The 24428-nt window shown below is 66.4% G+C and carries 21 protein-coding genes; 7 read left to right on the forward strand and 14 right to left on the reverse strand.

Features of this window, described 5'->3' with window-relative positions:
* Positions 1 to 120: 120 nt before the first annotated feature.
* The 6 genes from F3I62_RS15975 to F3I62_RS16000 form a co-directional block, all read right to left on the reverse strand.
* Positions 121 to 1413, reverse strand: coding sequence for a glycosyltransferase family 4 protein (locus tag F3I62_RS15975; protein WP_160490636.1), 1293 nt, complete (start codon positions 1411 to 1413; stop codon positions 121 to 123).
* Between the two features lie 78 nt (positions 1414 to 1491).
* On the reverse strand, positions 1492 to 1992 hold the full coding sequence (locus tag F3I62_RS15980; protein WP_160490637.1) for a disulfide bond formation protein B: 501 nt from the start codon (positions 1990 to 1992) through the stop codon (positions 1492 to 1494).
* A 259-nt stretch (positions 1993 to 2251) separates the two neighbouring features.
* The gene (locus F3I62_RS15985; protein ID WP_160490638.1) at positions 2252 to 3640 is read right to left on the reverse strand and encodes an efflux transporter outer membrane subunit; all 1389 of its coding nucleotides are present in this window, start codon (positions 3638 to 3640) and stop codon (positions 2252 to 2254) included.
* Positions 3637 to 6816 carry an efflux RND transporter permease subunit gene (locus tag F3I62_RS15990; protein ID WP_160490639.1) on the reverse strand — a complete coding sequence of 1060 codons (3180 nt, stop codon included), beginning with the start codon at positions 6814 to 6816 and terminating at the stop codon, positions 3637 to 3639. Before F3I62_RS15990 ends, F3I62_RS15985 begins: the two co-directional genes overlap by 4 nt.
* 14 nt (positions 6817 to 6830) lie before the next feature.
* Positions 6831 to 8072, reverse strand: coding sequence for a multidrug efflux RND transporter periplasmic adaptor subunit MexE (mexE, locus tag F3I62_RS15995; protein WP_160490640.1), 1242 nt, complete (start codon positions 8070 to 8072; stop codon positions 6831 to 6833).
* A 172-nt stretch (positions 8073 to 8244) separates the two neighbouring features.
* Positions 8245 to 9162: a LysR family transcriptional regulator gene (locus F3I62_RS16000; RefSeq protein ID WP_160490641.1), complete on the reverse strand. Its 918-nt coding sequence runs from the start codon at positions 9160 to 9162 to the stop codon at positions 8245 to 8247.
* A gap of 212 nt (positions 9163 to 9374) precedes the next feature.
* Here F3I62_RS16000 and F3I62_RS16005 point away from each other — a divergent pair, with 212 nt between their 5' ends.
* From F3I62_RS16005 to F3I62_RS16015, 3 genes are all read left to right on the forward strand, one after another.
* Entirely contained in the window at positions 9375 to 10388 is a 1014-nt protein-coding gene (locus F3I62_RS16005) for a zinc-dependent alcohol dehydrogenase family protein (RefSeq protein ID WP_160490642.1), read from the forward strand.
* 150 nt (positions 10389 to 10538) lie between these two features.
* Entirely contained in the window at positions 10539 to 11219 is a 681-nt protein-coding gene (locus tag F3I62_RS16010; protein WP_160490643.1) for a phosphoribosyltransferase, read from the forward strand.
* The gene (locus tag F3I62_RS16015) at positions 11219 to 11884 is read left to right on the forward strand and encodes a dienelactone hydrolase family protein (protein ID WP_160490644.1); all 666 of its coding nucleotides are present in this window, start codon (positions 11219 to 11221) and stop codon (positions 11882 to 11884) included. The genes F3I62_RS16010 and F3I62_RS16015 overlap by 1 nt, the downstream gene beginning before the upstream one ends.
* On the opposite strand, the gene F3I62_RS16020 is transcribed toward F3I62_RS16015, so the two are convergent.
* From F3I62_RS16020 to rlmE, 3 genes are all read right to left on the reverse strand, one after another.
* Positions 11881 to 12447 (reverse strand): phosphoribosyltransferase family protein, encoded by a 567-nt coding sequence (locus F3I62_RS16020; protein ID WP_160490645.1) that lies wholly within the window; start codon positions 12445 to 12447, stop codon positions 11881 to 11883. The two genes, F3I62_RS16015 and F3I62_RS16020, sit on opposite strands and share 4 nt — an antisense overlap.
* A 59-nt stretch (positions 12448 to 12506) precedes the next feature.
* Positions 12507 to 13247 (reverse strand): fumarate/nitrate reduction transcriptional regulator Fnr, encoded by a 741-nt coding sequence (fnr, locus tag F3I62_RS16025; protein WP_160490646.1) that lies wholly within the window; start codon positions 13245 to 13247, stop codon positions 12507 to 12509.
* A gap of 156 nt (positions 13248 to 13403) precedes the next feature.
* A complete protein-coding gene (rlmE, locus tag F3I62_RS16030) occupies positions 13404 to 14024 on the reverse strand; it encodes a 23S rRNA (uridine(2552)-2'-O)-methyltransferase RlmE (protein ID WP_160490647.1) in 621 nt (206 codons plus the stop codon).
* 256 nt (positions 14025 to 14280) lie between these two features.
* On the opposite strand from rlmE, the gene F3I62_RS16035 reads away from it, so the two are divergent.
* Together F3I62_RS16035 and F3I62_RS16040 are read left to right on the forward strand one after the other, a co-directional pair.
* Positions 14281 to 15900: an NAD(P)/FAD-dependent oxidoreductase gene (locus F3I62_RS16035; protein WP_160490648.1), complete on the forward strand. Its 1620-nt coding sequence runs from the start codon at positions 14281 to 14283 to the stop codon at positions 15898 to 15900.
* Positions 15901 to 15911: 11 nt separating this feature from the next.
* Positions 15912 to 16637: an RNA methyltransferase gene (locus tag F3I62_RS16040; RefSeq protein WP_160490649.1), complete on the forward strand. Its 726-nt coding sequence runs from the start codon at positions 15912 to 15914 to the stop codon at positions 16635 to 16637.
* A 24-nt stretch (positions 16638 to 16661) separates the two neighbouring features.
* Here the strand turns inward: F3I62_RS16040 and F3I62_RS16045 are convergent, their stop codons facing one another.
* The 4 genes from F3I62_RS16045 to dsbD form a co-directional block, all read right to left on the reverse strand.
* Positions 16662 to 17411, reverse strand: a complete 750-nt coding sequence (locus F3I62_RS16045) for a 3-oxoacyl-ACP reductase family protein (protein WP_160490650.1) — start codon at positions 17409 to 17411, stop codon at positions 16662 to 16664.
* 118 nt (positions 17412 to 17529) lie between these two features.
* Complete coding sequence (dsbG, locus tag F3I62_RS16050; protein WP_178122522.1) at positions 17530 to 18288, reverse strand: thiol:disulfide interchange protein DsbG; 759 nt, start codon at positions 18286 to 18288, stop codon at positions 17530 to 17532.
* 2 nt (positions 18289 to 18290) lie between these two features.
* Positions 18291 to 19100, reverse strand: coding sequence for a TlpA disulfide reductase family protein (locus tag F3I62_RS16055; RefSeq protein ID WP_160490651.1), 810 nt, complete (start codon positions 19098 to 19100; stop codon positions 18291 to 18293).
* Positions 19100 to 20860 carry a protein-disulfide reductase DsbD gene (dsbD, locus tag F3I62_RS16060; RefSeq protein WP_256667789.1) on the reverse strand — a complete coding sequence of 587 codons (1761 nt, stop codon included), beginning with the start codon at positions 20858 to 20860 and terminating at the stop codon, positions 19100 to 19102. The genes F3I62_RS16055 and dsbD overlap by 1 nt, the downstream gene beginning before the upstream one ends.
* A gap of 175 nt (positions 20861 to 21035) precedes the next feature.
* Here dsbD and F3I62_RS16065 point away from each other — a divergent pair, with 175 nt between their 5' ends.
* Both F3I62_RS16065 and F3I62_RS16070 read left to right on the forward strand, forming a co-directional pair.
* Positions 21036 to 21731, forward strand: a complete 696-nt coding sequence (locus tag F3I62_RS16065; protein WP_160490652.1) for a response regulator transcription factor — start codon at positions 21036 to 21038, stop codon at positions 21729 to 21731.
* Positions 21728 to 23053 carry a sensor histidine kinase gene (locus F3I62_RS16070; RefSeq protein ID WP_160490653.1) on the forward strand — a complete coding sequence of 442 codons (1326 nt, stop codon included), beginning with the start codon at positions 21728 to 21730 and terminating at the stop codon, positions 23051 to 23053. The genes F3I62_RS16065 and F3I62_RS16070 overlap by 4 nt, the downstream gene beginning before the upstream one ends.
* A 177-nt stretch (positions 23054 to 23230) precedes the next feature.
* On the opposite strand, the gene F3I62_RS16075 is transcribed toward F3I62_RS16070, so the two are convergent.
* Positions 23231 to 24025, reverse strand: coding sequence for a DUF5677 domain-containing protein (locus F3I62_RS16075; RefSeq protein ID WP_160490654.1), 795 nt, complete (start codon positions 24023 to 24025; stop codon positions 23231 to 23233).
* Positions 24026 to 24428: the final 403 nt, after the last annotated feature.

Here is a 24428-nt window from a genome sequence, read left to right on the forward strand (position 1 = left end):
GCGCTCAGCGCACCCTACGGACCTGGCGAAACGAGGCTGCTACGTGGCCTCTAGGGTGGAATCGAGTGGCCCGAAAAGATCGTAACCAGGCTCTACGCATGGCCTGGACGGCGGCTCGGCTCAGGCGCCGGACGCGGGGCGGTTCTTCGCGGCGATCCACTGCGCCATGTACTGGGTGCTCTTGAGCATATGGTGGCGCAGCATGCCGCCGACGAAGTTGGCGCGGCGCTCGGCCGCCAGATTGGCGCGCAGGGCCAGCAGGCGCTCGATCAGCGCCTGGCCGGCCTGCTGGCGGTCAAAGCGTTCGCGGAGGATGCGCTCGCCATTGCGCTGGGCCTGTAGCCACAGCGCCGGGTCCTCATGCAGGGCCACCGCCGCTTCGGCGAAGGCCTGGGCCGTGTCGACCACCACGCCGCCCCAGGGTAGTTCGCCGGCCATGCCTTCGCTGCCGATCGGTGTGGTCACGCTGGGTGTGCCGCAGGCCATGGCGTCGGCCAGCTTGCCCTTGATCCCGGCGCCGAAACGCAGCGGTGCCAGGCACACGCGGGCCTGCACCATCACCCCATGGGCGTCGTCCGCCCAGCCCAGCACATGGAAGCCCTGCTTGGGGTTGTGCAGGGCGCTGGCCTTGGGCGGCGTGTAGGAGCCGTAGACATGCAGCTGCGCCTGCGGCAGGCGCTGGCGGATCAGCGGCCAGAGCTGCTGCTTGAGCCACAGCACGGCGTCCCAGTTGGGCGCGTGGCGGAAGTTGCCGATGCTGAGAAAGTGCGCGCGCGCCTCGAAGGGCGGCTGCGCGGTGGCCGTGGGAATCAGCATCAGCGGGCAATGGTGGAGCAGGGTGGGCGGCACGCCGAACTGTTCCTGCAGCAGCGCCTGCTCGAAGTCGGAGATCAGCAAGGTCAGGTCGCTGCGGTAGATGGCGGCGACCTCGCGCTGGGCCAGGTCATCGGTGGCCATGGCGGCGAACAGTTGGTCGGGCGCGGCGGCGACAGGACCCTGTTGCTGCTTCTCCACCTCGCTGGCGCAGGCCTGCTGCGCCGCCTTGAGCAGGCGCTGGCGGGCATCGCGCAGGCTGTGCAGGTCGCAGGTGTCGAGGATGCGCAGGGCATGCGGGCAGGCCCGCTCGACCCGCCAGCCGAACTGCTCCTCGCTGAAGAAACGGTCGAACAGCACCAGATCCGGCTGCAACTCGCCGACGAAGGTGTCGAAACTGTCGCAGTTGAGGGTGATCGCCACTTCCGGCACCTCAAGCGCGGCCAGGTCGGCGCGGTGCTCGGACAGGGCGGCGGCGCTGGCGAAGGTCACCGCCCAGCCCTGGGCACGGAACAGTTCGATCAGCTCGATCATTCGGCTGCCGGCCGCGGACGAGCGGGGTTCTGGCCAGACATAGCCGATGATAAGGACGTTGTGCATGACGCTGGCTCGGGGGCGGGGCGGCGAGTATAAGCGCCGTGCCGGGCGCTGGTAGAGGCATCAGCGCCCGGCACGGATTTAACGGCGAATACTGCGCCAGAGGGTGAACAACACCAGCAGACACAGGCCGGCGATGCTGGCCAGGGTCCAGACGGTGAATGGCAGGCCGAAGATGAAGTAGTCGTTCTGTCCGCAGACACCGCCGCTCATGAACACATCCGGCCAGTATTCGTGCAGCGGCAGATAATCGGAATAGAACGGGAAGGGTGAGCAGCTGAGGCTTTCCAGCAGACCGGTCTCGATCAACACCACATGGGCGTTGTCGACCAGTGCCATGCCGCTGGCAGCCAGCAGCAGCGGCCAGAGGAGAATGGCCAGCCAGGTCTGCTTCGCTGCGCCGGCGCCGGCCAGCAGCAAGGCTACGGCAGCACTGATGAACAGCCACAGGCGGATTTGCACGCACAGGGTGCAGGGCTCCCAGCCCAGCCAGAACTGGGTTAGCAGCGCTCCGCCAAGCATCGCCGCGCAGAGCAGTACGATGATCAGGGGCAGGGCGACAGGAAGGGGGTGGCGCGGCATTGCGATCTCCAGAACTCGGCGGATTAAAACTGCCCGCCGCTTGTACCAGTTGCGTTGGGCGACGGCAACGGATGCCGGCGTCGGCGCGAATGGGCCGAATGGTCGGAATCGGCTGGGCATAAAAAAATCCCCACGCTCAGGAGCAGAGCCGTGGGGAGAGCAATGGTCGACAAGGAGGGAGTCGACCCAGGAGGAACCGGTTCAGTGCAGGGCGCTGTAGCCCGTGGTCATAAAACATGGGTTACCCCTGCACTGTGTCTCAGGCCTGCGGCTGCCACCCGCCGCCCAGGGCCTTGTAGATGGCGACTATGCCGCGATACAGCTCGACTTCGGCCTGGGCCTGGGCGTCTTCGGCGGCCAGGCGTTCGCGTTCGGCATCCAGCAGTACCAGGAAGTCCACGGTGCCTTCGCGGTAGCGCACCGCGGCCTGTTCGGCGGCGGCGCGGCTGGCTTCCGACTGACGTACCAGCGAGACCAGGCGCTGCTGGCGCTTGGCGTAGTCGCTGAAGGCGTTTTCCGACTCTTCCAGGGCCAGCAGCACCTGCTGCTCATAGCTGGCCAGGGCGCCGTCGGCATCGGCTTCGGCGCCGCGCAGACGGGCGCGCACGCTGCCCAGGTCGAAGGCCGCCCAGCTGATGGTCGGCGCCACGCCCCAGGCCTGGGCGGCGGAAGCACCCAGCTGCGAGCCACGGCCGGCGGTGAAGCCGAGGAAACCGGACAGGCTGACCCGGGGGAACAGGTCGGCGGTGGCCACCCCGACATTGGCGGTGGCGGCCGCCAACTGACGCTCGGCGGCGCGGATATCCGGACGCCGGCGCAGCAGCTCGGCCGGATCGCCGATCGGCAACGCCTTGGCGATCACCGGCAGCGGCTTGGCCGACAAATCGACCGTCAGTTGCTCCGGCCGCTGGCCGAGCAGGGTGGCGATGCGGTTGCGCGCCCGTGCCTCCTCGGCCTGCAGTTGCGGCAGGCTGGCCTCGGTAGCAGCCAGTCGGGCATCGCTGCGCAGCACATCCAGCTCGCTGCCGACGCCGGCATCGCGCAGCTGTTCGGTGAGGCCACGGGACTCCTGCTGGTTCTTCAGGTTGTCGCGGGCGATCCGCTCTCTCAACTGTGCGCCGCGCATGTCGCCATAGGCATCCACCAGTTCGGCGATCAGGCTGACCTGCAGCTGGTACAGCTCGGCTTCGGCGACGTCCTGCGCAGCCTCGCTGGCCTCGATCTGGCGCTGGATGCGACCGAACAGGTCGAGCTCCCAGGCCATGTCCAGGCCCAGGTCGTAGCGCTCCTGGCGCACGCGCTGCTCACTGGTCGGCGGCTCCTGGCCCTTGCCGAACTCGCCACTGGCGCGGCTGGTGACGGTCGGCAACTGGTCGTTGGCCGCGTCGTCGCGGATGGCGCGGGCCGCGCGCAGGCGGGCGAAGGCCACGCGCAGCTCGCGGTTTTCCTGCAGCGACCGCTGCACCAGCTGGTTCAGGGTCGGGTCGTCGAACTGCTGCCACCAGCTGCTTTCGAAGCGGCTGCGGTCATGTTCCATCGCCTCGGCGCTGGCGACCTGGGCCGGTGCGGTGGCCGGGACCTGGTAGTCGGGGCCGACGGCGCAGGCACTGACTGCCAGGGCCAGCAGGGCGGGCATCAAGGCTTTCATGCGTGCACCTCCTGCAAGCGGGCGGCTTTTTTCGCTTCGCGCTTCTCCACGAAGCCGCGGATCAGCACGTAGAACACCGGGGTCAGCAGCAGGCCGAAGAAGGTCACCCCGAGCATGCCGCTGAACACTGCCACGCCCATGGCATGGCGCATTTCCGCGCCGGCACCGGTGGACATCACCAGGGGCACCACGCCCATGATGAAGGCGAAGCTGGTCATCAGGATCGGCCGCAGACGCAGGCGGCAGGCTTCCAGCACGGCGCTGACGCGGTCCATGCCTTCTTCCTGTTTCTCCTTGGCGAACTCGACGATCAGGATGGCGTTCTTGCACGCCAGGCCCACCAGTACGATCAGGCCGATCTGGGTGAAGATGTTGTTATCGCCACCGGCCAGGATCACCCCGGTGATGGCCGACAGTAGGGTCATCGGCACGATCAGGATCACCGCCAGCGGCAGGCTCCAGCTCTCGTACTGGGCGGCCAGCACCAGGAAGGCCAGCAGCACGCACAGCGGGAAGACGAAGATCGCGCTGTTGCCGGCGAGGATCTGCTGGTAGGTCAGGTCGGTCCACTCGAAGCTCATGCCGTTGGGCAGCTCCTCCTTGAGCAGCTTGGCCATCGCCGCCTCGGCCTGGCCGGAGCTGTAGCCGGGGGCTGCCGCGCCGTTGATCTCGGCGGTGAGGAAGCCGTTGTAGTGCATCACCCGATCCGGGCCGGCGCTCGGGTTGACCTTGAGGAAGGCGGACAGCGGCACCATTTCCCCGCGGTTGTTACGCACCTTGAGCTGGCCGATCTGCTCCGGCTCCAGGCGGAACTGCTGCTCGGCCTGCACGTTGACCTGGTAGGTACGGCCGAAACGGTTGAAGTCGTTGGCGTACAGCGAGCCCAGGTACACCTGCATGGTGTCGAAGATGTCGCTGATCGCAACGCCGTGGGTCTTGGCCTTCTCGCGGTCGATGGCGGCATCGATCTGCGGCACGTTGACCTGGTAGCTGGTGAACACCGACATCGGGTTCAGCTCCGGCAGCTGGCGGGCCTTGGCGATGACGTTCTGGGTCTGCACGTACAGCTCGTCGTAGCCGAGGTTGCCGCGATCCTGCACCTGCAGGCGGAAGCCGCCGATGGTGCCCAGGCCCTGCACCGGGGGTGGCGGGAAGATGGCGATGTAGGCGTCCTGGATCTCGCCGAACTGGGCGTTCAGCTCGGCGGCGATCGCCGCGGCGCTCAGCGACGGATCGCTGCGCTCATCGAACGGCTTGAGCGGGGTGAAGACGATGCCGCTGTTCGGGCTGTTGGTGAAGCCGTTGATCGACAGGCCGGGGAAGGCCACGGTGTTTTCCACGCCGGGGTGCTTGCCGGCGATCTCCGACATCTTCTTGATCACCGCCTCGGTACGGTCGAGGGTGGCGGCGTCCGGCAGCTGGGCGAAGGCCACCAGATACTGCTTGTCCTGCGGCGGCACGAAGCCGGTCGGGGTGGTGGAGAAACCCAGGTAGGTCAGGCCCATCAAGCCGGCATAGACGAACAGGGCGATGCCGCTGCCGCGCAGCACGCGCTGCACGGTGCCGACATAGCCATGACTGGCGCGGTCGAACAGGCGGTTGAAGGGGTTGAACAGCCAGCCGCCGAAGAGTTTTTCCAGCACGCGGGAGAAACGGTCCTTGGGCGCGTGGTGATCGCGCAGCAGCACGGCGGCCAGGGCCGGCGACAGGGTCAGCGAGTTGAACGCGGAGATCACCGTGGAGATGGCGATGGTCAGGGCGAACTGCTGGTAGAACTGCCCGGTGAGACCGGAGATAAAGGCGGTCGGCACGAATACCGCGCACAGCACCAGGGCCGTGGCGACGATCGGCCCGGTGACTTCCTTCATCGCCTGCTTGGTGGCTTCCACCGGCGACTTGCCCAGGCCGATATTGCGTTCGACGTTCTCCACCACCACGATGGCGTCGTCCACCACGATGCCGATGGCCAGCACCAGGCCGAACAAGGACAGCGCGTTCAGCGAGAAGCCGAACATGTGCATCACGGCGAAGGTGCCGATCAGCGACACCGGCACGGCGGCCAGCGGGATGATCGAGGCGCGCCAGGTCTGCAGGAACAGGATCACCACCAGCACCACCAGGACGATGGCTTCGAGCAGGGTGTGCACCACCGCCTCGATGGAGCCACGCACGAAGATGGTCGGGTCGTAGACGATTTCGTAGTCCACGCCTTGCGGGAAGCTCTGCTTCAACTCGGCCATGCGCGCGCGCACCGCATCGGAAATCTCGATGGCGTTGGAGCCGGGACGCTGGAATACCGGGATGGCGACTGCAGGCTTGTTGTTCAGCAAGGAACGCAGGGCGTACTGGCTGGAGCCCAGCTCGATCCGGGCGATGTCCTTCAGCCGGGTGATTTCGCCATCTTCACCGGCACGGATGATGATGTTCTCGAACTCTTCCTCGCTGACCAGGCGGCCCTGGGTATTGATCGACAGCTGGAAGCTGTTGCCCGCATCCGAGGGCGGCGCGCCGAGGGAGCCGGCGGCGACCTGGCGGTTCTGTTCGCGGATGGCGTTGACCACATCCGAGGCCGTCAGGTTGCGCGAGGCCACCTTGTTCGGGTCGAGCCACACGCGCAGGGAGTAGTTGCCCAGGCCGAACAGCTGCACGTCACCCACGCCATCCAGGCGCGCCAGCTCGTCCTTGACGTTGAGCGCGGCGTAGTTGGACAGGTAGAGCATGTCGTAGCGGTCGTCCGGCGAGGTCAGGTGCACCACCATGGTCAGGTCGGGCGAGGCTTTGTCGACGGTCACGCCGAGCCGCTGCACCTCGGTGGGCAGGGTCGGCATGGTGCGGGTCACGCGGTTCTGCACCTGAACCTGGGCGTTGTCCAGGTCGGTGCCGAGGGCGAAGGTGATGGTCAGCGTCAGCTTGCCGTCGGCGGTGCCCTGGGAGGACATGTAGAGCATGCCCTCGACCCCGGTGATCGCCTGCTCCAGCGGCGAGGCGACGGTTTCGCCGATCACCTTGGGGTTGGCGCCGGGGAAGTTGGCGCGTACCACCACGGTAGGCGGCACCACTTCCGGGTATTCGCTGATCGGCAGCTGGAACAGCGAGATGGCGCCGCCGATCAGGATCAGCAGCGAGAGCACGGCGGCGAAGATCGGCCGCTGAATGAAGAATTGCGAGAAGTTCATCGTCGTTTACCTGTTTAGCCGCGCGGCGTGGTGGCGGGCTTGGCGGCTTTCTCGGCCACGCGCGGGGCGCTGCGAGCGTCCACGGCCTGGCGCTGGCTGGCCAGGGCGGCGAGGGTCTGGGCATCGGCCATCGGTACGGCTTGCGGATCGACGGTGGCGCCGGGCATGGCGCGCTGCAGGCCGTTGACCACGATCTTCTCGCCCTTGGCCAGGCCGCTGCGCACGATGCGCAGGCCTTCCAGCTTCGGCCCCAGCTCGATGGCGCGGTACTGCACGGCGTTGTCCTTGTCGAGCACCAGGACGAACTTCTTGCCCAGGTCGGTGCCGACGGCGGCGTCCTGGATCAGCGCCGCATCATAGGTGCCGCTGCCCACCAGTTTCAGCCGCGCATACAGGCCGGGGGTGAAGCGGCCGTCGCGGTTGTCGAACACGGCGCGGCCACGGATGGTGCCGGTCTGCGGGTTGACCTGGTTGTCGAGGAAATCCAGCTGACCGAGGTGCGGGTTGCCGTCTTCGCTGGACAGGCCCAGGTACACCGGGCTGGCGTCGCGGGTCTGGCCACCGGACTGGCGCGCCAGCTCGACGTACTTGAGGAATACGCGTTCGTCGGCGTCGAAGTAGGCGTAGACCTTGTCGGTGGAGACCAGGGTGGTCAGCAGCGACTGGCCGGCGCCCACCAGGTTGCCTTCGGTGATCTCGGCGCGGCTGACGCGGCCGTCGATGGGCGCGGTGATACGGGTGAAGCTGAGGTTGAGCTGGGCGTTGTCCAGTTCGGCCTGGGCGGCGGCGACGGCGGCCTGGGCCTCGGCTGCGGCGCTGGCGCGGGCATCGGCCAGTTCGGCGGAAATCGCGTTGCTCTGGCGCAGGCGTTCGCCGCGGCGGGCCTCGTTGGCGGCGCGGGTGTGGCTGGCGCGGGCCTGCTGCACCTGAGCCTGAAGGCGCTTGACCTCGGCCTCGAACGGACGCGGATCAATCTGGAACAGCAAATCGCCTTTCTTCACCAGGCTGCCTTCGCGGAAGGCCACACGGTCGATGTAGCCGGACACCCGCGGACGGACCTCCACCGATTCCGGCGCTTCCAGGCGCCCGGTGAACTCGTCCCACTCGTTGATCGGTTGCTGGATCACCTCGGCCACGCTGACCTTGGCGGCCGGGTGCTGGGCCGCGCTTTCCGGGGCCTTGCCGCAGGCGCCGAGCACCAGGATGGCGGCGAGGGCCAGGGGGTAGCGCAAAAGGGGGGTAGGAAACCGTTCCATGTGAGAACTCCGCCAGATTGGATTTACGAATGGGCGGAGTCTGCGACGGGGTGTTGCCGGGAACGAATCGAACGATTCGAAGATGAATATCAGCCGGAATGATGATTGGCAGGCTTGTATCGATGCGCTGCCATGTGAGCACAGGGGCCCGGGCCAGAGCGCTGGCCGGGTTTCAGGCGAGGCTGTCCGGGTCGCCGCAGAACATCTGGATGCGCGAACGCAGCCAGCGTTCGGCCGGGTCGTTGTCCTGGGCGCCGCGCCAGGCCATGTGCAGCTCGAAGCCGGAGCAGTCCAGCGGCAGGTCCTCGGCGCGCACGCCGCCGGCGGCGGTCAGCGCCGCGGCGGTGTAGTCGGGTACGGTGGCGAGGATGTCGGTGCCGCTGAGCAATGTGCCGAGGCCGTTGAACTGCGGCACGGCCAGCACCACCCGGCGCTGACGGCCGAGTTTCTGCAGCTCCTCGTCGATGAAGCCGTTGAGGTCGCCGGCGAACGACACCAGTGCATGGGGGCGCGCGCAGAACTCGTCCAGATCGAGCCGGCCCGGGGCGGTGTCGGCGCGCAGCAGCTTGGGCTTGCTGCGGCGTAGCACCTTGCGCTTGGCATTGGCCGGCAGCTCTTCGGTGTAGCCGACGCCCACGGAGATTTCCCCGGAGGCCAGCAACCCCGGCATCAGCAGGTAGTTGGTGCGCCGAATCACCAGCACCACACCCGGCGCCTCGGCGCGCAGGCGCTTGATCAGGGGCGGCAGCAGGCCGAACTCGACATCGTCGGACAGGCCGATGCGAAACACCGCGTTGCTGGTGGCCGGGTTGAATTCGGCGGCGCGGCTGACCGCGGTGGAGATCGAGTCCAGGGCCGGCGCGAGCAGGGCGAAGATTTCCATCGCCCGTGCCGAGGGCTCCATGCTGCGCCCGGTACGCACGAACAGCGGGTCGTCGAACAGGGTGCGCAGGCGGGCCAGGGCAGCGCTGATCGCCGGCTGGCCGAGGAACAGCTTTTCCGCGGCGCGCGTGACACTGCGCTCGTGCATCAGCGTCTCGAACACGATCAACAGGTTGAGGTCGACTCGGCGAAGATCGTTGCGGTTCATCCGGTGTCCATTCTGGTGTGGCTGCGCAATTGGCTCCACCACGCAGGCTAATGCGGTTGGTGGTCGACAGGCAATAGACTATACGAAGAGGATGATGCCGCGGCAGCTCATCATCATCGACAAGCATGGTCACTATTAGCCCTGGCGGGTGGCTTTGCCGGCTAAGCCCGGATAAAGTCCGTGGCCATAGGGGTTAACCGGCGAGGTTCGCGATGTCCCGCATCATTCGTTTTCACCAGTTCGGCGAGGCCGATGTCCTCAAGATCGAAGAGCGCCAGAGCCCGGCTCCGGGCGCCGGCGAAGTGCTGATTCACGTCGAGGCGATCGGCGTCAGCTGGTACGACGTGCTCTGGCGGCAGAACCTGGCGCCCACTCCGGCCCGGCTGCCGGCCAGCCTCGGCCATGAGATGGCCGGCGTGGTGCTGGCCGTGGGCGAGGGCGTGGATGACCTGGCGGTAGGCGACAAGGTGGCCAGTTTCCCCGGCCACAGCATCAATCGTTACCCCAGCTACGCCGAGGACGTGGTACTGCCGCGTACCTCGCTGACCCGCTATCCGGACATCCTCACGGCCCAGCAGGCCAGCGTGCACTACCTGCCATCGCTGGTCGGCTGGTTCGGCTTCATCGAGCTGGCCAAGCTCAAGCCCGGCGAAAGCGTGCTGGTCACCGCGGCCAGCCAGTGCTGGGGGCCGTACATCGTGCAGCTGGGCAAGGCGTTGGGCGCCAGGGTGATCGCCGCCACCGAATTTGCCGAGGACGCCGACTACCTGCGCGAGCTGGGTGCCGACTCGGTGATCCTCACCGAGGAACAGGACCTGGTCAGCCGCGTCGCCAAGCTGACCGACGGGCGCGGCGTCGATATCGTCATGGACGCCTTGGGCGGCCCGCAGATGTGCCTGCTCGGCGACGTGCTGGCGCCACGCGGTCGCCTGATCCTGTTCGGCCTGCAGGGCGGCAACGAAACGCCGTTCCCGGCCTGTGCCGCGTTCCAGAAGAACATCCAGTTCTTCGTCCATTGCCTCGGCAACTTCACCGGCAAGGAAGAACTCGGCATCCCCCAGGACACCGATGCGGTGGCCAAGGCCCTGCAAGGCGTCAACCAGCTGACCAGCGACGGCCTGCTGCGCACCCAGATCGAGCGGGTCTTCCCCTTCGATCAGGTGGTGGCCGCCCACCGCCTCATGGAAACCTGCCCGCGCCGCGGGCGCGTGGTCCTGCAGGTCTGATCCGCCGCGGCCCGGCCCGCTGGGCCGGCGCCGCGCTCTTGTCGCCGTCCGGCCGGCTCCGCGCGCATCGCGCGGCAACTTGATCGTGATCAAAAAATGATCGATCGATAGGGTGCATGGTGCCCGTATCACCTCATCGAGGGGATTCGGATGTACCCGCACGCTGCCCTTGAAGCCCCCATCCCCGACCGTGCCACCGCCGGCAAGGCCTTGGCGCACCTGTTGTCGGCCTATCGCCAGCGCCGCGACGTGCTGGTGCTGGCGCTGCCGCGCGGCGGCGTGCCGATCGCCTATGAAATCGCCATGGCCCTCGATGTGCGCCTGGATCTGCTGCTGGTGCGCAAGCTCGGCGTGCCCTGGCAGGCGGAACTGGCCATGGGCGCCATCGCCAGCAACGGCGTGCAGGTGCTCAACGAGGATGTGATCGCCTCCTGCCATGTCAGCCGGGCCGCCATCGCCGCGGTCGTCGCCCAGGAAACCCGCGAACTGCTGCGGCGCACCCATGCCTATCGCGGCGAGCGGCCCTTGCCGGTGCTGCGCGGCCAGCAGCTGATCCTGGTCGACGACGGCGTGGCCACCGGTGCCAGCATGCGCGCGGCGATCAAGGCCGCCCGCCAGGAGGGGCCGGCGCGCATCGTGCTGGCCGTGCCGGTGGCCGCGGCAGACAGCGTGGCGCAGCTGCAGGCGGAGGTCGACGAGATCGTCTGCCCGCTGGTGCCGGACATGCTGGCCGCCATCGGCTACTGGTATGACGCCTTTCCCCAGGTCTCCGATAGCGAAGTGCGCAGCCTGCTGGGCCTGGCCTGGCAGCGTGCCTGCGAGGCGGGCTGATGGTCGCCTGCCCGCAACGCACCCTGCGTCTGCACCTGCCCGACGCACAGCTGGTCGCCGACCTGCTGCTGCCGGAGGGTGCCCAGGGTCTGGTGCTGTTCGTCCATGGCAGCGGCAGCAGCCGCCTCAGCCCGCGCAATCGCCAAGTGGCCCGGGAGTTCGCCGCGCGGGGCCTGGCCACCCTGCTGTTTGATTTGCTCAGCGAGGCCGAGCAGCGCATCGACCGGGTCACCTGCGAACTGCGCTTCGACATTGCGCTGCTGCAGCGGCGCATCCTCGGGGTGATCGACTGGCTCGGCCACGACGCCGAACTGGCACCCCTGCGCCTGGGCCTGTTCGGCGCGAGCACCGGCGCCGCGGCGGCATTGCGGGCCGCGGCCGAGCGACCGCAGCGCATCTGCGCGGTGGTGTCCCGGGGCGGCCGCAGCGACCTGGCCGGCGCCGCGCTGGCCCGGGTACAGGCGCCGACCCTGCAGATAGTCGGCAGCGCCGACCCCGGCGTGTGGCGGCTGAACCGCGAGGCCAGCCGCCAGCTGCACTGCGAGCAGCAACTGCAGGTGATCCCCGGCGCCAGCCATCTGTTCGAGGAGCCGGGCGCCATGGAGGAGGTGGCCCGGCTGGCCGGCGACTGGTTCGTCCGCTACCTGGGCGCCGCGTCGGCCTAGCCCGCGGCGCCGTGACGGATCACCTCGATGCGCAGCTGCGCCTCGTAGGGCGGCACATGGCATTCGACGATGTCGCCGGGCGCCACCTGCAGGTGCACGCCGACGATATCGGCGTGGACCGGCTGGCGGCAGACGTGCCGGTCGACCAGCACCGCGGTGCGCACCTCGCGCGCGCCGAGGCGGGTCAGGTAGGCACAGGTGCGCAGCAACGAGTGGCCCTCATAGAGCACGTCATCGACCACCAGCAAGCGGGTGTTGGCCAGGTCCAGCGCGGCCAGCTGCGGGTTGTCGGTCAGCGCCGTCTGCGCATGCAGCAGGCCGAGATCGTCGGCGTAGCGCTTGACCTTCAGCGCATACAGCGGCAGCTCGGCTTGCCCGCTCAGGCGCGCCAGGTGCTGCTGCAGCCGGCGCGCCAGCGGTTCGCCACGGCGCAGGATGCCGACCAGCGCGCAAGGCCCGGCGGGCAGCAGGGCGGCGGCGCGCTGCGCCATCGCGGCGAGGATGGCCTCGACCTCATCGGCCTCGTACAGGCACAGGCGTTTGACTGAGGGGGTGGACTGCATCGGCGGGTTTCCTATGCCTGGCGGCGGGTTGGCGTGGGCGCTGCACATCGGCTCGCCGGCTAGGCGCAGGCGGCGCCCATCTGCTGCAGGGCGGGCAAGTCGGTCAGCTGGATTTCCCGGCCACTGAGGCGAATCAGGCCGCTGTTGCGGTAGCGGGTGAACAGGCGGCTGACCGTCTCGGTGGTCAGCCCGAGGTAATTGCCGATCTCGCCCCGGCTCATCGGCAGGCTGAAGGCCTGCGCCGACCGGCCGAGCTGGCTGTAGCGCAGCGACAGCTGGACGAGGAAGGCCGCCAGGCGCTGCTCGGCGCTTTCCCGGCTATGGCCGAGGTGCTCCTGTTCGGCATGGATCTCCCGGCTCAGGGTGGTCAGCAGGCGCTTGCGCAGCAGGGGAATGCTGCCGGCCAGCTCTTCCAGCAGGGCAAAGGAAATGCTGCAGACCAGCGAAGTCTCCAGGGCCACGGCATAGCTGAGGTAGTGTTCGGTGCCCAGTGCATCCAGGCCGAGCAACTCGCCCGGCAAGTGGAAACCGGTGATCTGCTCGCTGCCTTCCGGATTGAGCAGAAAGGTCTTCAACGAACCGCAACGCACGGCGAATACCTGGCGCATGGGCTCGCCGGCACGGAACAGGTAGTCGCCCTTGTGCAGCGGCGGATTGCGCCTGACGATGCCTTCGAGCTGGGCGATTTCCGTATCCCGCAGGCTGAATGGCAGGCAAAGGCGACTGATGCTGCAGCTGTGACAGTTAACGGGCGACTCGGCGGCGGGGCGAGTCGCCGCGTGGCGCTTGTCGGCTGGCAAGGGTGTCCACCTCCACGGCGCGAGAACCTGAGCAACTTAAGGCTAGTCGCATTCCGCGGGGTGGGCAGCGGTTCGCCGCGCGATCCTTCGCCCTTGGTCGGAAAGGCCCGGGGCGAAAGCGGGGCAGGGCATGACGCAGGTGGCGGCGCGGGCGCCTTATCCTTTGAAGCCCTTCGCCACCAGATAAACCTCCCGCGAGCGCGGGCGCGACGCCTCCGGTTTGCGGATCACCACCTTGTCGAATGAGCTGCGCACGTCCTTGAGAAACTCGTCGGAGCCTTCGCCCTGAAAGACCTTGACCACGTAGTTGCCACCGGGCTTGAGCACCTGGCGGACCATGTCGAGGGTGAGTTCGACCAGGTACATCGAGGAGGCCTGATCGGCGGCGGCAACGCCGCTGATGTTGGGGGCGATGTCGGAGACGATCAGGTCGGGCTGGTTGCCGTCGAGCAGGTCGAGAAGCTGCTGGAACACGGCATCGTCGGTGAAGTCGCCCTGGATGAAGTCGACGTTATCCAGCGGGTCCATCGGCAGAATGTCGGTGGCCACCACGCGGCCCTTTTCGCCCACGAGCTTTCCGGCTACCTGCGACCAGCCGCCGGGGGCCGAGCCGAGATCCATGAGCAGCATGCCGGGGCGGATCAGCTTGTCCTTCTCGTTCAGCTCAATCAGCTTGTAGCTGGAGCGGGAGCGCAAGCCATCCTTCTGGGCCCGTTTGACGTAGGGATCGTTGACGTGTTCATCCAGCCAGCGGCGGCTGCTTTTGGATCGTTTCATGAGAGAGCCAACCACGGAAATTCAATAGGAGGAGCGGCCCCAGGCATGCAGCCAGGGCGCTGTTACAGGCAAAGTGGCGGCGATTATAAGCCGATAATCCGACGCAGGCTAAATCCGTGGCCCGGGCCGCGCACCGCGCCAACCGCCGCCGCTACAGAGCAAGCCTGACAGGGACGCGCGCCGGCGGGTACAATTCGCGCCTTACTCCCACCCTCTGTTGCTTCCTTTGCCGGAGTCACCGGCCAGGATTACCGCCATGATTCGCATCAACGAACTGTCTCTGCCCCTCGATCACAGCGCCGATGAGTTGCGCCAGGCCATCGTCCGACGCCTGGGGATCGGCGACGCCGATCTGCTGAACTTCAGCGTATTCAAGCGCAGCTACGATGCGCGCAAGAAGAACAGCGTCATCCTGTTCATCTACATCATCGATCTGCAGGCCCGCGACGAGGCGGCCATCCTCGCGCGCCTTGGCGCAGACCCGCATATCCGCCCGGCCCCTGACACCCGCTACTACCCGGTCGGCCAGGCGCCGGCCGATCTGAGCGAGCGGCCGCTGGTCGTCGGCTTCGGCCCCTGCGGCCTGTTCGCCGCACTGCTGCTGGCGCAGATGGGCTTCAAGCCGATCGTGCTGGAGCGCGGCAAGGATGTACGCAGCCGCACCAAGGACACCTGGGCCCTGTGGCGCAAGAAGGTCCTGACCCCGGAGTCCAACGTGCAGTTCGGCGAGGGTGGGGCCGGCCTGTTCTCCGACGGCAAGCTCTACAGCCAGATCAAGGACCCGAAGTTCTACGCGCGCAAGGTGATGCACGAGTTCGTCCGCGCCGGCGCGCCGGAAGAAATCATGTACGTCAGCAAGCCGCACATCGGCACCTTCCGCCTCACCGGCGTGGTGGCGGCCATGCGCGAGGAGATCATCGCCCTGGGCGGCGAGGTGCGTTTCGAAAGCAAGGTCACCGATCTGGTGATCGACGACGGCCAGCTGGAGGGTGTGGTGCTGGCCAGCGGCGAAACCCTGCGCAGCCGCCATGTGGTGCTGGCGCTGGGTCACAGCTCGCGCGACACCTTCCGCATGCTGCACCGCCAGGGCGTGTTCATCGAAGCCAAGCCGTTTGCCGTGGGTTTCCGCATCGAGCACCCGCAAGGCCTGATCGACCAGGCCCGCCTGGGCAAGTACGCCGGCCATCCGGAGCTGGGCGCCGCCGATTACAAGCTGGTGCACCACGCCAAGAACGGCCGTGCCGTCTACAGCTTCTGCATGTGCCCCGGCGGCACCGTGGTGGCGGCCACCTCCGAGCCGGGCCGGGTGGTGACCAACGGCATGAGCCAGTACTCGCGCAACGAACGCAACGCCAACTCCGGCATAGTCGTGGGCATCAACCCGGAGCAGGACTTCCCCGGCGGCCCGCTGGCCGGCGTGGAGTTCCAGGAGCGTCTTGAATCGCGCGCCTATGAGCTGGGCGGCAGCGATTACTGTGCGCCGGCACAGCTGGTCGGCGACTTCATTCGCGGCGTACCGTCGAGCGAACTGGGCGAGGTGGAACCTTCCTACAAGCCTGGCATACGCCTGGGCGACCTGGCGCCCTCGCTGCCGGACTACGCGATCGAGGCCATCCGCGAGGCGCTGCCGGTGTTCGGCAAGCAGATTCGCGGCTTCGACCGCGATGACGCGGTGCTCACCGGCATCGAAACCCGTACCAGCTCGCCGGTGCGTATCACCCGCGACCACGAGACCCTGCAGAGCCTCAACCTCAAGGGCCTGTACCCGGCCGGCGAGGGCGCCGGCTATGCCGGCGGCATTCTCTCGGCGGGCGTGGACGGCATCAAGGTCGCCGAGGCGCTGGCCAAGTCGATCCTGGCCGAGCAGAGCCACTGAGGGCCTCCGCGATGAAACTCGAGGACATCAAGAAGCTGCAGCAGAAAAAGTACCGGGCCGAGTTCGGTCATTTTCTGGTGGAGGGCGAGCATCTGCTGCTGGAGCTGCAAAAGGCGGCGCTGCACAACCCCGCGCTGCTCGCCAGCCAGCTGTATGTCACCGCGGTCTACGAACACTGGCAAAGCCCGTTCAAGACCCAGGTGATCAGCGACCGGCAGATGGCGCAGATCGCCGACACCCAGACCCCGCAGGGCATCCTGGCCGTGGTGCCGATGGCGGCGCTGACGCCGCCGGTTGCTGCAGCCAGCGAGCGCGCCATTTACCTGCATGAAATCCAGGACCCGGGCAACCTCGGCACCATCCTGCGCACCCTGGCCTGGTTCGGCGCTTTCCGCTGCCTGCTCAGCCCCGGCAGCGTCGATCCGTACAACCCCAAGGTGGTGCGTTCCAGCATGGGCGCCATCTTCCATGCGCCGCTGGAGCTGGACGTGGAGCTGGAGTCCCTGGGCACCCGCTTTGCGCGAATCGCCTGCCTGGATATGCAGGGCGAGCCGGTGCAGTCGGCCAGCTTCAAGGCCTTCGATTGCTACCTGTTCGGCAACGAAGCGCGCGGCGTGCCCCGCGAGCAGCTGACCGCGCTGAATGCCCAGCCTTTTACCATTCGCGGCTGCGGCGCCATCGAATCGCTGAACCTGGCCACCACGGTCAACATGTGCGCGTACGAACTGAACCGCTAGCAGCCGGCCCCAAATCGAGACAAGTCAGGCCGAAAAGCCGCCATCGATCATCAAGCTGGCGCCGGTGATGTAACCCGCCTCCGGGCCGGCCAGGTAGGCGACGAAGCCGGCGATTTCATCCGCCTTGCCGTAACGATCCAGCGCCATCAGGCCTTTCAGGTATTCGGCACCTTCGCCATCGGCCGGGTTCATCTCGGTATCCACCGGACCGGGCTGCACGTTGTTCACCGTGATGTTGCGTGGGCCCAGGTCGCGGGCCATGCCTTTGGCCAGGCCGACCAGCGCCGACTTGCTCATGGCGTACACCGCGCCGCCGGCCACCGGGATGCGTTCGGCATTGGTGCTGCCGATATTGATGATGCGCCCGCCCTCGCTCATGTGCCGGGCGGCTTCCTGGCTGGCGACGAACACGCTGCGCACGTTGACCGCCAGGGTGTGATCCAGCTGTTCCAGGGTGAGCTCTTCGGTACTGCCCCAGGCCAGCACGCCGGCGTTGTTGACCAGAATGTCCAGGCCGCCGAAGTGCTCGACCGCCGCGCGAATGGCCTGTTGCACGGCTGCGGCATCGGCACTGTCGGCCTTGAGCGCGAGGGCCTTGCCGCCAGCGGCAGTGACTTCGCTGGCCAGGGCATTGGCCCGCTCGGCGGATGACACATAGGTGAAGGCCACTGCCGCGCCTTCACGGGCCAGGCGCTTGACGATGGCCGCGCCGATGCCGCGCGAACCGCCCTGGATGAAAGCCACTTTGCCTTGCAGGGTTTGGGGCGTTGTCATGGTGTATCTCCATTACAGGAAGTTAAGCCAGTCGATCTGACTAAGAGCTGGGCAATCTATTGCCACGCGCCCGGGGTTCGGAGTATCGACCGAAACCGCCCGGCGCGCGACGTCAGGATCAGGAGCGCGGCCCCATGATCTGTTTCAGGACATCGGGACTCGGTGCTCCTCGCTGCTGGCGCAGCTGGCCGTTTTCGTCCGGGTAGAAAATCGCCGGCGTAGCCGATGCGCCCATTTCCGCCATCAGGCCAAGGTTGCTGTCGAGCTGCTGCTGGATCGCCGCTGGAATCTGCTTCAGCCCTTGCAGCTGGCTGGCCTTGCCAGCGGACTCATGCTCATGCAGCGCCGCCTGCCGATCCTCGGCGCTGAGCAGAGCGGCGGCCTTGGCCACGCTGTCCTGGCGCAACATGCCGACCATCACGTGACGAAGCTGCACGTCGCCGGCCTCGACCCAGGGCCGCGCCTGTTTCCAGAACAGGTTGCAGTAGGGGCAATTGGGGTCGGAGAACAGGTAGATGATGCGCGGTGCCTGGGCGCTGCCGTCGGCGATCCAGGTACTGCGCTCCAGCTTGCCGAGCATTTCCTTGGCCAGCGGTTCGTATACCAGCCTGTCCAGCGGTTGCTGCGAGAGGTCTTCGCCCTGGGCATTGAGCAGGCTGCCGACCAGTACGTGCTGGCCATCGGCAGTCAGGTACAGGGCGACACCCTGGCCGTTGTAGCGGGCGGCATAGCCCTGCAGGCCGCTGGGTGCATCGAAACGCTGGATGATTTCGGCACCGCGGGCTTCGACGGCCTTGATCGCGGCCGGCCACTCCTGGGCCTGTGCCAGCGGCATGGCGAACAGGGTGAAGAGGAGGGCAGTCAGGTGGCGTTGCATGCTTATTGATCCCTCTTCAGTACTTCAAGCGCGCGAGCCAGGCTGGCGCGGGACAGTTCGCCCAGGTGACTGCCGACCTGGCGCCCCTCGGCGTCGTAGAACAGGGTGCTGGGCAGGGCCATGGAACCGACGTGCTGGCCCAGGCGGCCGCCGCTGTCGAGCAGTACGTTGTCCAGCCCCAGGGCCTCGGTCTGCAGGTACTGGTTGACCACGCCCTGGCCTTCGCCCTGGTTGACGAACAGGATGGTCAGTTCCGGGTTGTCGCGTTGCGCCTCGGCCAGTACCGGCATTTCGCGGCGGCACGGCGGGCACCAGGTGGCCCAGAGGTTGACCACCAGCGGCTTGCCGACATAGTCCTCGAGTTCCACAGTGGCACCCTGGCTGTCCCTGAACGAAAGCTCCGGCAGCCGCGTGCCTTGTTCCAGGCCATGCAGGGCCAGGCTGCCCAGCCCCCAGCTGAGCAAGCCGACGGCCAGCGCGCTGGCCAGCGCGCTTCTGATGGCCGGCGTGCGCCAGGCCAGCCAGGCGCCCAGCAGCAGGGCGGCCAGCAAGCCGGGCCAGGCGATGAAGCCGCCGTCGCGGATATCCAGGGCCTGCCAGGGCTGCTCGCGGTAGTGCTCGAAATACACCGCAACGAAGGCCACTCGGCCGACCAGCAGGGCCACCAGCAACAGGCGGAACAGCTGTTTCTCGGGGTTTACCGCGCTACGCCGGCCGACATACCAGCCGATGACGGTCGCCAGCAGCAGGCTGAGCAGCAACAGCACATGGGCGGTGCTGAGGGCCAGCGGCCCGATATTGATCGTCAGCATCAGCCACGCTCCTGGGTAGTCGTCCATATCTGCAGAAACTGCTCGGCATCCACCGCGCCGGTGATGCGTTGCGAGCGTCGTTCTTCACCGTTCGGACCGATCCACAGCAGGGTGGGCGGGCCCATTACATCAAAGCGGCTGAGTAGCGCGCGGCTGGCCGCATTGCTCTCGGTCACGTCCGGGCGCAGCACGCGCACGCCCTGCAGGCTGGCCTGCACCTCGGGATTGCCGAACACGGTCTTCTCCATGACTTTGCACGACACACACCAGTCCGCGTAGTAATCCACCAGCACCCACTGGCCTTCGGCCTTGGCGGCGGCCAGCTCGCGCTCCAGCGCGGCCGGCTCGCTCAGGTCGATAAAGTGCTGCTCGCTCGATGCGGCAGCAACGGCGGTGCCGGTGAAGACCTTGAGCGGCTGCAGTGGGTCGCTGGCGCCACCGGCAGCCCCCAGCAGCATCGCCATGCCCCACAGCCCCAGCAGTGCACCCGCGGCCTTGCTCAGGCTGGTGTGCTGTCGCACCTGACGCGCCAGTTGCAGCAGGGCACTGGCCAGCAGAATCAGCAGTGCGCCCCACAGGCCCAGCCAGACCGGTTCGGCCAGCAGCGGGCGGATCACCAGCAACGCGGTCACCAGGAACAGGAAACCGAACACCACCTTGACCCGATTCATCCACGCACCCGGTTTCGGCAGGAAGCGGTTGCCCAGGGTCACCAGCAACACCAGCGGCGTACCGATGCCCAGACCCAGGGCAAACAACACCAGGCCACCGTGCAGTGCATCGCCACTCTGCGCGATATACAGCAGGGCGGCGGCCAGCGGCGCGGTCATGCACGGGCCGACCAGCAGGCCGGAGAACAGGCCAAGCAGGCTGGCACCCACCAGGCTGCCACCTTGCTGCTTGCGCCCGGCGTTTTCCAGGCGGTCACGCAGGGCTGCCGGCAGCTGCAGCTCGAACAGGCCGAACATCGGCAGGGCCAGCAGGACAAACAGCGCGGCGAAGCTGGCCAGCAACCAGGGTTGCTGCAGCAGGCCTTGCAGGTTGGCACCCATCAGGGCCGCCACCACGCCCAGCGCGGCATACACCAGCGCCATGCTCACCACATAGGCCGAAGCCAGGGCCAGGCCGCGCCGCGGCGTGGCACCGCTGCCCACCACGATGCCGGCGAGAATCGGCAGCATCGGCAAGGAGCAGGGAGCGAAGGCCAGCAGCAGGCCCAGGCCGAAGAACAGCAGCAGGCTCAGGGCCAGGGTCTGGCTCTGCAGGCCGCCGACCAGGGCCTGGTCTTCGGCCAGTGTCGTGTTCTCTGCGCTCGGCGCACCGGCATCGGACAGATCGAGCTGCTGGGTCTGCGGCGGGTAGCAGAGCCCGGCATCGGCGCAGCCTTGCCAGCCAATCTGGATGCTGCCGGTGTTGCCGGCCGGCAGGATCAGCTCCAGGCGGTCGCGATAGATCTGCGAGTCGCCGAAGTATTCATCGTTATACGGCAGCCCCGGCGGCAGCTCGGGCTCGACCCCGGCGGGCAAGCCGCTGAACTGCAGGCGATGCTGGTAGAGGTAGTAGCCGGGGGCGATGTCCCAGCGCAGCAGGGTTTCGCCATTGGCCTGCGGTTCGACGCTAAGCTCGAACGCCTCCTCGGCGGGGAGGAAGTCCGCCTGCTGGGTATTACCCGCCAGCAGGGGGTTGGCGGAAAAGCTGGAGGCCTGTACCGGCTGCAGTAGCCAGGCCCACATCAGAGAAAACAGCAGGAGCGTCCGCATGCATGACCACGTCTGTGAATGTCGAGGCGCGCAGCATCGCAGTTGGCGGTTAAGTCAGGATTAACGATGTGATAATCGGCGCAAATTGCCGTCGCCGGTTATCCTTTCGTCCCCCGCGATAACCCTGGCTTAATCCTGAGAACGGATACTTCAAGCTCCTCCACGGACCGGTTCCATGTACATATTGCTGACTGAAGACAATGCCCTGATCGCCAGCGGTGTGGTGGCCGGGCTCACCGCCCAGGGCTTTCGCGTACTGCACGCGCCTACCGCAGCCGAGGCCGAGGCGCTGCTGCGCACCGTGCAATTCGACGCCCTGGTGCTGGATCTGGGGCTGCCGGACGAAGACGGCCTGAGCCTGCTGCGCCGTCTGCGCCAGCGCGGTGAGGCCTTGCCCGTGCTGCTGCTGACGGCCCGCGACTCGGTGGCCGACCGCGTGGCCGGCCTGCAGGATGGCGCCGACGATTACCTGGTCAAACCCTTCGACCTGCGTGAACTCGCCGCGCGCCTGCATGCCCTGCTGCGTCGCGCCGCCGGCCGTGCCAGCCCGCAGGTCGAGCATGGCCCGCTGCGTTACGACCCGGTGGCCTGCCAGGCGTTTCTGTATGAGCAGCCGGTCGACCTGTCGCGCCGCGAGCAGGTGCTGCTGCAGGCGCTGTTGCACAGCCCGGGCCGGGTGCTCAGCGGTGAACAGCTCAAGGACGCGGTCTACGGCCTCGATGGCGAGGTCGAGAGCAACGCCCTCAACGTGCATATCCACCACCTGCGGCGCAAGCTGGGCAACGGCATAGTCGAGACGGTGCGCGGCCTGGGTTATCGCCTGGGCCCGGCCGGGCATGCTGCCAGCGCCGATCAGGGCAACGCATCATGAGCCTGCGTCTGCGCCTGACCCTGATTCTCGGCTCGGCCTTCGTGCTGCTCTGGTCGCTGGCCGCCGTATGGATGCTGTTCGACCTGCGCAATCAGCTGACGCTCTCGCTCGATCAGCGCCTGGCGGCCTCGGCGCGCATGGTCGCCGGACTGCTCGCACAGCTGCCCTCACCACAACAGGGGGAGGGCGGTACACCGCTCAGCACCGAGCAGCTGGGCATTCCCGAAGGCATCGCCTGCCAGATCAGCTCGGTGCGCGGGGAGATCCTCGCCAGCAGCCGCGCCGCGCCGGACAGCGCCCTGGGCGTGCAGGAAAGCGGCTTTCATGAGCGCCGCATCGGCGATCTCACCTGGCGCACCTTCACCCTGATCGAAGGCGATATGCGGGTGACCACCGCCGATCGCCTGGACGAGCGTGACACCCTCAAACGCTCGATTCTGCTGGCCGCCGCCGCCCCGGTACTGCTCGCCTTGCTGGGCAGCCTGCTGGTGCTCTGGTTTGGCCTGAGCCGCGAGCTATCGCCCTTGCGCCGCATCCGCCAGGCGCTGGCCCAGCGCAGCGCCGACAGCACCGAACCGCTGCAGATCGAGGGCCTGCCCCAGGAGCTGCAACCGCTGGTGGCAACCCAGAATCAGCTGTTCCAGCGCATCGCCCAGGCCATCGAGCGCGAGCGCCGGCTGACCGACGATGCCGCCCATGAACTGCGCAGCCCGCTGACGGCGATCAAGACCCACCTGCAGGTGGCCGGCATGACCGAAGGGGAAACCGCCCGCCAGGCACTGGCCAACGCCGAAGCCGGCGCCGACCGCCTGCACCAGACCCTGGAACAGCTACTGCTGCTGGCACGGGTCGAGGGCCGCCTGCCGTTTGACGAGAACCTGCACTACAGCGCCGGGCAAGTGGCGCAGCTGGCCATCGGCGACGCCCAGCAACCGGGCCAGCCGCCCATCGAACTGCAACTGCTCGACGCCAGTGCCCAGCACTTGCTGGATATGCCGCCAACCCTGGCGATTGCCGCCTTGCGCAACCTGCTGGACAACGCCCAGCGGCATACCCCGCCCGGCACGGCCGTCAGCCTGAGCGTGCAATGGCGCGGGGACAAGGTCTGCTTCAGCGTGCGCGACTCCGGGCCTGGCGTGGCCCCGGCCAAGCTCGGCCAACTGACCGAACGCTTCTGGCGCAACTCCAGCGGCGAAGGCAGCGGCCTGGGGCTGTCCATCGTCAAGGCCATCGCCGAGCGCTGTGGTTGCGAGCTGGAGTTTGTAAACACAGGCAATGGGCTGTGCGTGAGTCTGCTGGTGGTTAAATCGCCCCAGGATTAGTAGCCATTCTTCAATGGCTGCTTCTTGGCCGGGAGCGGGCGCTGGCGACAGGCCGAAATCGGCCAAAAGCTGTCATTTACTGGACTCTGATAGAAATTGCGCTGCGCGATCCTTGAGCGTTTCTGCCGCTTGCCTGAGCTACGGCTCAGTCGTCCTAGAGTTGTCCCCTGGACTCGGTCAAAGCACCAACACATCCGGCAGCGCTATAAGCCTATCGACAAACGCATTGAGTTGGTCTGAAAACTGATGCATTTCCAACGCTTCGGCTGCGCCCACCAACACCGGTATTGCGGCGTGAAGACCACAATTCAGTGTCTTTCTTATCTCATCAGGACCGCCTGCACCTACTTTGTATTGCCAGTACTTCCGCCCCTCAAATGCTTCAATATAGTGATCGAGTGACGCTGCCGAGACGTGAGAGGCGTTATCCGAAAGCATCTGATAAGTCAGATAGGATGGTTCCAACTCACCCATTTCTGCGAGCGCTTTAGGGCTAATTAATCTCAAAGACTTTTCCACTTGAGCTATACCCAGTCGGACGATCTTAAGGCGCTCCTCATCTAAGGAAGAATACTTCAGGACAGATTCATACTGTTGTCTGCGACTCTTATGATGGTCATCACGCAGCATCCGCATGAAAGAATCACTGTTTTTGAGAATTGCTGCTACAGCGAAGGAGACTTCCAACACTGAGCGAATCATTATCCTTGACTCCACATGCATTCCTCGCTCTGCCATAAGGAGATGGCCTTGGAACGAACCCGCGCCCCTAAGAAGAAGCCGGACCACGACAGCACCCTGCTCCATTGAACTGGTCTGCACAGTGTTGACGGCCTGCTCCGCTAATTTCATAAGCAAGTGATTCACTTCTTTAGAAAAATCGAAAAGGTCGGCGTTCGCCTCCCTGATTGCCGGAATCGCTTCATCGATGTCTAAACTTAAGAAACCAGCTGGTGGGAGTGTCCATGTCATAAAGGCGCAGTCTCGCGGGAGTCAGTGGTTATATTTATTTGGTATCGGAGGGTAAATCCGGGAATCAGGCCATGCATGAACTGAATTATTTATTGTTGCGGACGAGGCCGCAATGATTGGACTGATTTTTCATTATGAGGTAACGCGAGCACCGACCGAATAAGGCCCTAAAATTCGGGCTGAGTTAATGGAGGCTGAAAATCGATCGAATCTGAAGGTGCGTTCAAGGGGCATGCGGCCTACGGTCGTAGGCCGTACGAAGGCATCTCGCGGTCACGAAGGACGCTAGCTTATGATTTCCCCATTGATCACCAGAGCGTATTGATCGCGCCACTGACCGCTTTGGGTCGATTCTGTTGAAAAAGTAGAGACCTCCCCATGCCGTTGGCAAAATTGCTCTATC

The organism is Pseudomonas sp. R-28-1W-6, from assembly GCF_009799925.1.
GTDB lineage: Bacteria > Pseudomonadota > Gammaproteobacteria > Pseudomonadales > Pseudomonadaceae > Aquipseudomonas.

Bases quoted from the DNA above. Each gene is read 5' to 3' on its own strand.
- F3I62_RS15975 (WP_160490636.1), bottom strand. From the start codon at position 1,413: ATGCACAACGTCCTTATCATCGGCTATGTCTGGCCAGAACCCCGCTCG.
- F3I62_RS15980 (WP_160490637.1), bottom strand. From the start codon at position 1,992: ATGCCGCGCCACCCCCTTCCTGTCGCCCTGCCCCTGATCATCGTACTG.
- F3I62_RS15985 (WP_160490638.1), bottom strand. From the start codon at position 3,640: ATGAAAGCCTTGATGCCCGCCCTGCTGGCCCTGGCAGTCAGTGCCTGC.
- F3I62_RS15990 (WP_160490639.1), bottom strand. From the start codon at position 6,816: ATGAACTTCTCGCAATTCTTCATTCAGCGGCCGATCTTCGCCGCCGTG.
- mexE (WP_160490640.1), bottom strand. From the start codon at position 8,072: ATGGAACGGTTTCCTACCCCCCTTTTGCGCTACCCCCTGGCCCTCGCC.
- F3I62_RS16000 (WP_160490641.1), bottom strand. From the start codon at position 9,162: ATGAACCGCAACGATCTTCGCCGAGTCGACCTCAACCTGTTGATCGTG.
- F3I62_RS16005 (WP_160490642.1), top strand. From the start codon at position 9,375: ATGTCCCGCATCATTCGTTTTCACCAGTTCGGCGAGGCCGATGTCCTC.
- F3I62_RS16010 (WP_160490643.1), top strand. From the start codon at position 10,539: ATGTACCCGCACGCTGCCCTTGAAGCCCCCATCCCCGACCGTGCCACC.
- F3I62_RS16015 (WP_160490644.1), top strand. From the start codon at position 11,219: ATGGTCGCCTGCCCGCAACGCACCCTGCGTCTGCACCTGCCCGACGCA.
- F3I62_RS16020 (WP_160490645.1), bottom strand. From the start codon at position 12,447: ATGCAGTCCACCCCCTCAGTCAAACGCCTGTGCCTGTACGAGGCCGAT.
- rlmE (WP_160490647.1), bottom strand. From the start codon at position 14,024: ATGAAACGATCCAAAAGCAGCCGCCGCTGGCTGGATGAACACGTCAAC.
- F3I62_RS16035 (WP_160490648.1), top strand. From the start codon at position 14,281: ATGATTCGCATCAACGAACTGTCTCTGCCCCTCGATCACAGCGCCGAT.
- F3I62_RS16040 (WP_160490649.1), top strand. From the start codon at position 15,912: ATGAAACTCGAGGACATCAAGAAGCTGCAGCAGAAAAAGTACCGGGCC.
- F3I62_RS16045 (WP_160490650.1), bottom strand. From the start codon at position 17,411: ATGACAACGCCCCAAACCCTGCAAGGCAAAGTGGCTTTCATCCAGGGC.
- dsbG (WP_178122522.1), bottom strand. From the start codon at position 18,288: ATGCAACGCCACCTGACTGCCCTCCTCTTCACCCTGTTCGCCATGCCG.
- F3I62_RS16055 (WP_160490651.1), bottom strand. From the start codon at position 19,100: ATGCTGACGATCAATATCGGGCCGCTGGCCCTCAGCACCGCCCATGTG.
- dsbD (WP_256667789.1), bottom strand. From the start codon at position 20,860: ATGCGGACGCTCCTGCTGTTTTCTCTGATGTGGGCCTGGCTACTGCAG.
- F3I62_RS16065 (WP_160490652.1), top strand. From the start codon at position 21,036: ATGTACATATTGCTGACTGAAGACAATGCCCTGATCGCCAGCGGTGTG.
- F3I62_RS16070 (WP_160490653.1), top strand. From the start codon at position 21,728: ATGAGCCTGCGTCTGCGCCTGACCCTGATTCTCGGCTCGGCCTTCGTG.
- F3I62_RS16075 (WP_160490654.1), bottom strand. From the start codon at position 24,025: ATGACATGGACACTCCCACCAGCTGGTTTCTTAAGTTTAGACATCGAT.